An 8,855-nucleotide genomic window follows, 5' to 3' on the forward strand; every position below is an offset into this window, starting at 1 on the left:
AAAACACAACGGCATTGCATAGTGTAGACAAGGTATGACGTAGCATTACACAGACACCCAGCGCTAAATGATACAGTACATGTGATTAAATAATGGACATGGAATGGCGATGAAATCATTAGCAAGCTTACTCATTATAATTTCTGGCGTCACGACTGCCGCTGAATTTTCTGCGGCAAAGGAACCTGTCGATGGATGCCCAGGACCTTTCTTTGTGAAAAAAGCGCGGGTGTTTGATGCTGTGACAATTTGTGCAACAAAGGATGTGACGACAACAAAGTTAGAGTATGCCGCTAACGTCACTGCACAGTGGTTAGACAATGATCAGGATGGTAACGTCGACGAACCACGACTACTTCCGCATCTTCGTAAAAACCATGCGACCTTGGTGATGTCAAATGATGGAATGACTGATCGCGCCATCGAACAGTTAGCGCCATACTTCGACACTATGGTATTGCAAGACCTTGCCGCGAGTGAAACGAATCCAACTGGTGCCAGAGATGCGTCGCAGGAAGAAATTCATCATCTGATTGCCAATGCGGGTTGGCAATCTATGTTACCGTCCGTTTTCAGTGACAAAGCGACAGTGCAAAGCAAGCTTCGACAGCAATGGCAGTATGCGGAGGAGTCCGGCTACTACCAATACGATGACCCGACGTGCGACAACGCGTGTAAAACTACGGAGTTTTTTTATTTAGCTACCGCGGCGTATTTGGAGTCGAGAGTGGACTTAACCAGCGATGAGATACGCTTAAAGAATCGCCATGAACTGCAACATTCTTTACCAGACATGGTCAGTATTTTTGAATCACAGCTGTATCATTATCCGGTGCTTCAGTGGCCGAATGGTCGATATCCTGTGTTATCGACAATACGTTATACTGGCCAAGGATTCAGAGACTAAGGAACTGACTTCAAACTCGTATCGATGTTAAGCTAATACCTTGCGAATTAGGCGCGTAGAATGGAACAAGGAATAGCATTTGATTAGGGAAGCAACACCAGACGATTGTCTTAATCTCGCGGTGCTATCGATTAAAGTATGGCTAACGACTTATGCGACTGACGGTATTCGTAAGGAATATTCTCAACATGTGCTTGCTACATTCAGTGAAGATTATTTCTTGAATCTGTTGGTAAACCCAAATTACGAACTGTTGGTCAGTGTGCATGATGGTGTACTGCAAGGTTTCGTTTTGGTCAACTTAGGCTCCCGTTTTAAAAATGACAGCTATGGGTTTGAAATTGAAAAACTGTATGTAGATGACATATTTTCAGGGAAAGGTTTGGGCCGTAAGCTGTTAAAAGAAGTCACGCTGAAGTTTGGATCGCGCTTTTGGTTATATACCTGGGTGGAGAACGCCTCGAATGGGTTCTATCAACATTTAGGTTTCTCTCGAGTAGGGCACATCACATTAGACTTTCAGGGATTGGTTGTCGAAAATCATGTCTACAGCTCGGTGAACGCAACAGCACAACGTGTTAATGATATATAACCTTATTAGCATCCTGTCGCTATTATTCCCAACACCCCAGTTTATGCTTAATTAGACGTTGTCTAACGCCATAATTAATCCTAATGTTGTACTAAGGCATCGCATTTCGAAAGCACATTGTGTTTTCGAAATGAAACGTTGGATTCGCTGGTGCGTTATTATTACATAATCGTAATAATTAATTTCAATTTGGTGGGATTATCAAAGATTGGTAATTATCTATACTAAGCCCATCAAAACGAAACAGCGAGTGAGTACACTCTTCGTTCGCTTTATGCGGCGTCTATTTTTATCGCTCATTTTACTGTCCCGAAGTAAACAAAAGGAAAACCCAATGGCACTTGAAATTAAACCAGGTCAAACATCAATTAAATCAAAAGCTATGGTAGCTTGGGCTGCTGGCGAACCACTAAAGATGGAAGAAGTTGACGTACAACTTCCTAAGGCGGGCGAGGTACTTGTTCGCATCGTGGCAACGGGTGTATGTCATACCGACGCGTTTACGCTTTCTGGCGACGATCCAGAAGGTATCTTCCCATCAATCTTAGGTCACGAAGGTGGCGGTATTGTTGAAATGATCGGTGAAGGTGTGACTAGCGTTGAAGTTGGCGACCATGTTATTCCACTATATACCGCAGAATGTGGTGTTTGTAAGTTCTGTACTTCTGGCAAAACAAACTTATGCCAAGCGGTACGTGAAACGCAAGGTCAAGGTCTAATGCCAGACGGCACAAGCCGCTTCTCGATTAATGGCGAAACAATCTTCCATTACATGGGTTGTTCAACGTTCTCTGAATACACCGTACTTCCAGAAATTTCTTTGGCGAAAGTCGCTAAAGAAGCACCTCTTGAAGAAGTATGTCTACTTGGYTGTGGTGTCACAACGGGTATGGGCGCTGTRCTAAACACGGCTAAAGTACAACAAGGCGATACTGTTGCGGTATTTGGTCTTGGTGGYATTGGTCTTTCTGCCATTATCGGTGCACGTATGGCGGGCGCAAAAACCATTATTGGCGTAGATATCAACGAAAGTAAGTTTGAGCTAGCGAAACAGCTWGGCGCGACTGACTGCATTAACCCAATGAAGTTTGATAAGCCAATTCAAGAAGTGATTGTTGACATGACAGATGGCGGTGTTGATTACTCGTTTGAGTGTATCGGTAACGTTAACGTGATGCGTCAAGCACTTGAGTGCTGTCACAAAGGATGGGGCGAGTCTGTCATTATCGGTGTGGCTGGCGCGGGTCAAGAGATCTCTACCCGTCCATTTCAACTGGTTACCGGTCGTGTATGGCGTGGTTCTGCTTTCGGTGGCGTGAAAGGCCGCTCAGAGCTACCTGAAATAGTTAACCGCTACATGGCAGGTGAGTTTGGTCTTCAAGAGTTCATCACTCATACCATGGGTCTACAAGATGTAAACGAAGCGTTTGAATTGATGCACAAAGGTGAGTCAATCCGTACCGTTCTACATATGGACAAATAGTCGTCGAAACTGACCTCAATGAGCCTTTCTTAGGCTCATTATTTGAAAAGCCCGAGATCTTACCGTTTATCTCGGGTTTTTCTGTTTAAGGCTCAAAGCTTTTGAACCTTGAATACCATCAACTGAATATTGCTGCTCGCTTGAAGACGGCTTGATTCACCCCACTGTGTTGTAAATAAATAGGAATAGTTTGATGAGTTGGTTATTTATTGCGTTAGCCGTTTTAGCAGAAGCAATGTCACACGTGGCTTTAAAAGCAACCGATGGTTTTAGTTTGTCAAAACCCTTGCCAGCGATACTGGTTATTGTCGGTCACCTAGCGGCATTTGCATTTTTAAGCCAAGCGATGAAAGGGATGCCTGTAGGTATTGTTCATTCGCTATGGGCCGGGTTAGCGATTGTTGCTGTGAGCCTTATCTCAACCGTCGTTTATCGCCAGCATCTTGATCCTATGGTATGGGCGGGAATTTTGTTTGTGGTGGTTGGAGTGGCGATGATCAACTTCTCTCAAGGGCATGTTCATTAAAGACCAGCTTCATGCGCGTGTAGCACTCAATAGAGTATTAAAACGTAAATGAAGGGCGTACTACTGTTGTGAAGATTGGGAGAATAGATGGCCGAACGTGACTTAAGAGATAGAGCAGCATGCTATTTGAGAATCGCGATAACTGGTTAGCTGAGTCTCTTAGTTCGTAATTATTCAAAGGTAATTTACATACAGTCAGACTCGTTATCTGACTCAGCAGAAACGAAAAAGGCTTGAGAAACGAATTGCTTCTCAAGCCTTTAAATTTGGTGGCCCCTCGCAGACTTGAACTGCGGACTGATTGACTATGAGTGAGTCCCAAAAGCGTCTGTCGAGGCTGGCGCTACAAAACTTTAGAAGTAGGCTTTGATGCCTAAGCCCATAAAGTTTACTTCGCTATAGCCTTCGTAATTTGCTTCAACTGAAAAATAGTCATTGAACTTGTATCCTGCGGCTGCAATGGCGCCGATACGAGTATCACTATCGCGATAGCTAATGGTATTACCTGTCATATCTCCGGTAAACTCAGATTTGAATTCAGCGTGAGTGACAACAGGAGCGATGCTTAGGTAAAAACCATTGTCAAAAGTATATTTAGCGTTGACTGCGAGGCCAATCGAACTATTTAGACCGGTTTTATTAGATGCGGGTTCCATGCTGCCATCAATATAGATGAGTGCACCTGGATTGTTTGCTTCCCCGATGCCAAAGCCGATACGAGCTTCAGGAGCGATAGACCAGTTGCTTTCTTCAAGCTGAAATTAGTAGCCAAGGTTGATACTAGCGACATCAATCTCGCTATTTCCATTTTTAAGTGGCTTTACGTCTCCTTGTTTGAGATCTAAGCCTGCATAGAAACCATCAGCTATCGCTGAAGAGGATAGTGCAGTTACGATTGCCAGTGTGATAGTTCTTTTCATTTCTAGTACCCTTTAGCTATCCACATTTTGAGTGAGGGGTGCGGATAGATGTTCTGATTATTAAATTTCTGGGCATTCTAAAGACTTAGAAGAAAATGATAAGTTTATATTTTGCATGGACTGGAAGCTCGAATTGATGTGAGGAATCATATTCTTAGTGAAAATCTATTTGGCGATATGAATGTAGGGTGTTTTATGAAATTGGATGGAGCACTAGAGCACGTACGAATGATGGTTTAGGAAGGCAGCTAGCTAAGTAGTTCAGATAAACGTGGAAAAATAAAAAAGGCTCATGGATTTCTCCATGAGCCTTCTAAAATTTGGTGGCCCCTCGCAGACTTGAACTGCGGACCAATCGATTATGAGTGCATTTGTTATTGTTTTTATATACACAGCAGTGAACAATGATGATGTTTTTAAACTTATTAAATACAGGTGGTTATGATGGTTATTTGTTTTTGTGTGTTTTTTATAGTTCATGGTAATTCAAAAAAAGTGCTATAAATATGCTATAAATAAATAACTTTTGATTTTGGTTGTTAGCATGGCGATAAAAAAGAAGATAACAGGCGCATCACTTCGTGATCTTACTTTCGATCAAAGGCGAATCAATGATACAGAAGTGAGTGGCTTTCACGCTATCAAATTTGAGTCCGGTAAAGTTGTCTTTTACTTATATTTTCGACTAGATGGTAAGCAGGTAAATTTCAAAATTGGTCTCGCGAACGATCTTACTCCTGCCCAAGCAAGAGATGTGGCTAGAGCCAAGTTAGGTGAAGTTGCTCAAGGAAAGAATATTCAGGAAGACAAAAAGCAAGCTAGAGAAGAGACCAAACGTCGCAAATTTCTCAATTTTGAAACCTACTTGGATAAGAAATACAGACCATTTTTAGAAACACGAAATGCTAAAACGGTCGACAAAACTATCGGTCATTTAAAGTCTCGATTTGAACACTTTCTTGGTAAAGATTTGGATAAAATCTCAGCGTGGGACGTTGAAAAATGGAAAAGTGAGCGAATCAAACTAGGTCGAGCACCTGCAACAATCAATTATTCGATTAACACCTTGAAAGGTGCGCTTTCTAGAGCGGTAGAGTGGGGGGTGATTGAAAGCCACAACCTGACGAAAGTAAAAGTTTTGAAGCACGATAATACTCGAATTCGATACTTATCTGATTCTGAAGAGGGTAGCTTATTAAGCGCTATTTTTAACCGCAATGAGCTTGTACGTGAAAAGAGAATATCATCTAACAAGCACAGAGAAGTTAGGGGTACACCACTACATCCTTGTTTATCTGGTGTTAGGTTTGTTGATTATGTTGAACCCATCGTTTTAACCGCTATGCATACAGGTCTGAGGCGTGGTGAATTGTTGTCTTTAACGTGGGATGACGTCTTCTTTCCTAATCGATATCTAGTTGTAAAAGCTAGCGATGCTAAATCGAAGAAATCACGAGTAGTTCCATTAAACGCAACGGTTTTAGAAATTTTGAAAGAGTGGAAACAGCAAAACCCATTTTGTCATTATGTATTTGTATCTGGTGTCGATAAGCCATTAACAGATATTAAAAAACCGTGGTTAAGGTTAGTTGAGCAGGCTGAGATTGATAACTTTAACTTTCATGACTTGCGACATCACTTTGCCAGTAAATTGGTCATGGCGGGGGTTGACCTGAATACCGTTCGTGAGTTGTTAGGGCATTCTGATTTAAAGATGACACTTAGATATGCGCACTTAGCTCCTGAGCATAAGGCGGCGGCTGTATCATTGATTGGCTAATAGCTACTATTTAGGGGCGATTGTTGTTATTTAGTTTAAGGCGAGTCTATGAGCAAGAAAAATATAAATTCTAGAAATTAATCAATAGGTGATGGAGATTTTTTAATAAAATGCATGACAAGAACCTTGAGTTGGAACAGTTTATAAAAGAACCAAACTATGTATCCAGAAATCGATTTAAATTATGTGCTGTAACCTTTGTTGTTATCCTCTATTGCATCAACATTGAGCTCCTTTTCTCCTCCAATATTGATCAACATGTGTCTTTAGAAATTACAGCTCCATTTTTTTGGATATTGTTGATTTGTCATTTGATTCTTGTTTGGATGATGGTCAGCTTTGCTGCAAATCTCGATAATAACTGTTTTTTAAAGAAGATTCCGGATAATAAACTGGTTTTTGTTTGCCATAAGGGAAGTGCTGAAATAATTGATAAAAAATTGGCTAGTAAAAAGCTTGTCCCTTACCCGGTGAAAGCAGACTCTAAGTTCCAAAAGTGTTTACCTAAGAGGGTATTAGAATGGATCGACCATCCAACGCCAGTAACATGGATTTCATACGGTACACCGATGATGACCAAAGACATTAAACAAGGTAGTGTCACTGGTTATGAGACAGCTATCGTTTTTAGCGTTAAAAAATCAGATCTTAGTTTTCCTAAAGGTTTTAGTAAGAAGTTGTTTGGCCGACATCAAATGATAATTGAGAAAGAAATAAATCTGTATGGGAATGTTCATCTATACCGTAATCATGCTGGTAAGTGGACTCTAGTTCGCTCAATTGAATTTCCTAGGATTATTAACGGAGTACTAACCGATACCAAAACAACTGTATGTATAGAGTCGGTCATAGAGCACACCTACTAAGTACTGGGTTGTGGTAGTGTTGCATACTGTTGTTAATTACAGTATTTTGAGGGTCGTGTTTGTTGGCAAGGAGTGCTAAACGTGACCCTAATTCAACGTCAGTTTATTAGACTGGAAGAGATCTCAAGTCAAACGCACTTAACAAAATGGGATGTTTTGGGTGCGATTGAAGAGGGAAACCTTCAATTGTGTGCTTGGGTTGATGAAACCAATTTTGGAGCACTATTTAGAGTAGATGGGCAAAGAGCTGTCGCTGCTGTATTCGACTATGCAGGGGTTGTAAAACTTACCCCTCAGGATTCCAAGCGGTTTGCTATTACTTTGAAAAAGCATAGCACTAATTTTTGCGCCGTTCTTCAACCGTCGAATATTCGCAATTGGCGTTCGGTTCCTCAAGTGTTTGGTAAACCCGACGTGTTAGATATCCATTATTCTGAGACAATGCCGCCAAAGGCTAAACAGGGGACTGCCGCTTATACAAAGCTTGCTGTTGTACATAATTTTGCTAGCAGCGTGCATAAGTTTTGTGAGCTTTACGCCGACCTTTTTCCATCTGAATCTCAGTCTACGTCAGTTCAAAACCTGCTCGATAAGCATCCTGTCAATAAATCTTATTTAAAAAGCTATCCCATTCATATTCAACCAGAGCATTTAAGGTTGAACCTAGATGACATTGTGAAAGTGTTTGGTCATGACTCAATCCGAGCTTTTAACGCTCCAACCAAGGAAAGACAGGTTGCTCAGTGCAATTCTAATGCGTTAGCTCAACCGTTAGGCAACGCTCAAGGCAGTACTGTAACGCATTACGTTAACCCTAACGTTAGTGCTTCAACGGTTACCAATAACCGGTTGGATTCGGTTAAACYAACGGTTAGTCGCGTTAAGTTAACCGAAGGTGCGAGTACTGAAATAAGCGCTCCAACCGYGRATTCATTGGCTGGAGCGTTGGATTTAACGCAYCCCGTGTCTCAAATYGTCTATCGAGTCCTGCAAGAKMACCCTCAGATTAGGGCGGATAARGTGTGGAATTTAATCAGACAAGATGTGAATCAACACACTAACCGACACTATGATACGGACTCWGTKATTGATGAGATGACCCAAGATGACATGAGTTGGTTTGGTAAAGGGGATACAGAAAACAGAATGTCTTAYCTGTCGTTTMGAAAGAACATCGTCGCGGAYGTRAATGCAGTTTTAAAAAGGGCMAAATAAAACGTCGTCGTGAGCGTCGTTGATTTCGTCATATGCCGTTTTGAGTCGATAAATTTGAATCTCCATCAACACAAAGAGATTTCAATATGTCAGACGTTAACATTGATAAACGAGCATACACAGAGCAAGAAACAGCGACGTACATCGGTATGAGCCGTTCTTTTTTACGCCAAAGCAGAATGGAAGGACACCGAAAGAATCGCACAGTTGCGCCACCTTTTATCAAGATTGGTCGAGCGGTTCGATATTTAAAGCAGGATTTAGACCGCTGGTTAGAGAGTCATAGAAAGCTCGATAACCTAGTTCAAGGGGGTGATTACTATGGTTAATCTCACTCCTGAACAAATGACGCTGCTTACATGGATGAAAGACGGCAATAAATTTAATCGCTGCTCAGACTATGGTCCACAAAATAGTGCCATACGTGAGCGCCGAAAAATGCCCATCAAACTCCACCTCAAAACATTGGATAAGCTGCTTCAACACGGCTTGATTCAATATAAGTCTTATCACACGTTTGGTTTACGGTGGGATGAGTTTCGAATTACTTCGAAGGGGAGGTTGGC

Annotated in this window: 11 protein-coding genes; 9 read left to right on the forward strand and 2 right to left on the reverse strand. The window is 41.6% G+C overall.

The features are described from left to right. The first annotated feature begins 109 nt into the window (after positions 1-109). The 4 genes from L4D05_RS19865 to L4D05_RS19880 all read left to right on the forward strand — a co-directional run bounded on the left by L4D05_RS19865 (position 110) and on the right by L4D05_RS19880 (position 3,508). On the forward strand, positions 110-907 hold the full coding sequence (locus L4D05_RS19865; protein ID WP_428795048.1) for a hypothetical protein: 798 nt from the start codon (positions 110-112) through the stop codon (positions 905-907). A gap of 79 nt (positions 908-986) precedes the next feature. Then, entirely contained in the window at positions 987-1,499 is a 513-nt protein-coding gene (locus tag L4D05_RS19870; RefSeq protein ID WP_428795049.1) for a GNAT family N-acetyltransferase, read from the forward strand. A 334-nt stretch (positions 1,500-1,833) separates the two neighbouring features. After that, the gene (locus L4D05_RS19875) at positions 1,834-2,982 is read left to right on the forward strand and encodes an S-(hydroxymethyl)glutathione dehydrogenase/class III alcohol dehydrogenase (protein WP_428752481.1); all 1,149 of its coding nucleotides are present in this window, start codon (positions 1,834-1,836) and stop codon (positions 2,980-2,982) included. A gap of 193 nt (positions 2,983-3,175) precedes the next feature. Continuing rightward, positions 3,176-3,508 (forward strand): DMT family transporter, encoded by a 333-nt coding sequence (locus L4D05_RS19880; protein ID WP_428753325.1) that lies wholly within the window; start codon positions 3,176-3,178, stop codon positions 3,506-3,508. Between the two features lie 353 nt (positions 3,509-3,861). Here L4D05_RS19880 and L4D05_RS19885 read toward each other — a convergent pair whose 3' ends face one another. Both L4D05_RS19885 and L4D05_RS19890 read right to left on the reverse strand, forming a co-directional pair. Then, positions 3,862-4,164, reverse strand: a complete 303-nt coding sequence (locus tag L4D05_RS19885) for a hypothetical protein (protein WP_428795050.1) — start codon at positions 4,162-4,164, stop codon at positions 3,862-3,864. A gap of 105 nt (positions 4,165-4,269) precedes the next feature. Next, entirely contained in the window at positions 4,270-4,428 is a 159-nt protein-coding gene (locus L4D05_RS19890) for a hypothetical protein (protein WP_428795051.1), read from the reverse strand. Positions 4,429-4,972: 544 nt separating this feature from the next. Between L4D05_RS19890 and L4D05_RS19895 the strand changes: the two genes are divergently transcribed. The 5 genes from L4D05_RS19895 to L4D05_RS19915 form a co-directional block, all read left to right on the forward strand. Then, positions 4,973-6,208 (forward strand): site-specific integrase, encoded by a 1,236-nt coding sequence (locus L4D05_RS19895; protein WP_428795052.1) that lies wholly within the window; start codon positions 4,973-4,975, stop codon positions 6,206-6,208. A gap of 110 nt (positions 6,209-6,318) precedes the next feature. Continuing rightward, positions 6,319-7,074 (forward strand): hypothetical protein, encoded by a 756-nt coding sequence (locus L4D05_RS19900; protein ID WP_428795053.1) that lies wholly within the window; start codon positions 6,319-6,321, stop codon positions 7,072-7,074. 81 nt (positions 7,075-7,155) lie between these two features. Further along, positions 7,156-8,289 carry a hypothetical protein gene (locus L4D05_RS19905; RefSeq protein WP_428795054.1) on the forward strand — a complete coding sequence of 378 codons (1,134 nt, stop codon included), beginning with the start codon at positions 7,156-7,158 and terminating at the stop codon, positions 8,287-8,289. Between the two features lie 86 nt (positions 8,290-8,375). Then, positions 8,376-8,618, forward strand: coding sequence for a helix-turn-helix transcriptional regulator (locus L4D05_RS19910; RefSeq protein ID WP_428750251.1), 243 nt, complete (start codon positions 8,376-8,378; stop codon positions 8,616-8,618). After that, a partial coding sequence (locus L4D05_RS19915; RefSeq protein WP_428795055.1) for a hypothetical protein occupies positions 8,611-8,855 on the forward strand: 245 nt, incomplete at its 3' end. The genes L4D05_RS19910 and L4D05_RS19915, both read left to right, overlap by 8 nt.

Source organism: Vibrio nomapromontoriensis (assembly GCF_050337205.1).
GTDB classification, from domain to species: domain Bacteria; phylum Pseudomonadota; class Gammaproteobacteria; order Enterobacterales; family Vibrionaceae; genus Vibrio; species Vibrio nomapromontoriensis.

What these genes read in the sequence shown, in the direction of transcription:
- L4D05_RS19880 (WP_428753325.1), top strand. Translation starts at nt 3,176, where the DNA reads ATGAGTTGGTTATTTATTGCGTTAGCCGTTTTAGCAGAAGCAATGTCA.
- L4D05_RS19865 (WP_428795048.1), top strand. Translation starts at nt 110, where the DNA reads ATGAAATCATTAGCAAGCTTACTCATTATAATTTCTGGCGTCACGACT.
- L4D05_RS19910 (WP_428750251.1), top strand. Translation starts at nt 8,376, where the DNA reads ATGTCAGACGTTAACATTGATAAACGAGCATACACAGAGCAAGAAACA.
- L4D05_RS19900 (WP_428795053.1), top strand. Translation starts at nt 6,319, where the DNA reads ATGCATGACAAGAACCTTGAGTTGGAACAGTTTATAAAAGAACCAAAC.
- L4D05_RS19890 (WP_428795051.1), bottom strand. Translation starts at nt 4,428, where the DNA reads ATGAAAAGAACTATCACACTGGCAATCGTAACTGCACTATCCTCTTCA.
- L4D05_RS19885 (WP_428795050.1), bottom strand. Translation starts at nt 4,164, where the DNA reads ATGGAACCCGCATCTAATAAAACCGGTCTAAATAGTTCGATTGGCCTC.
- L4D05_RS19895 (WP_428795052.1), top strand. Translation starts at nt 4,973, where the DNA reads ATGGCGATAAAAAAGAAGATAACAGGCGCATCACTTCGTGATCTTACT.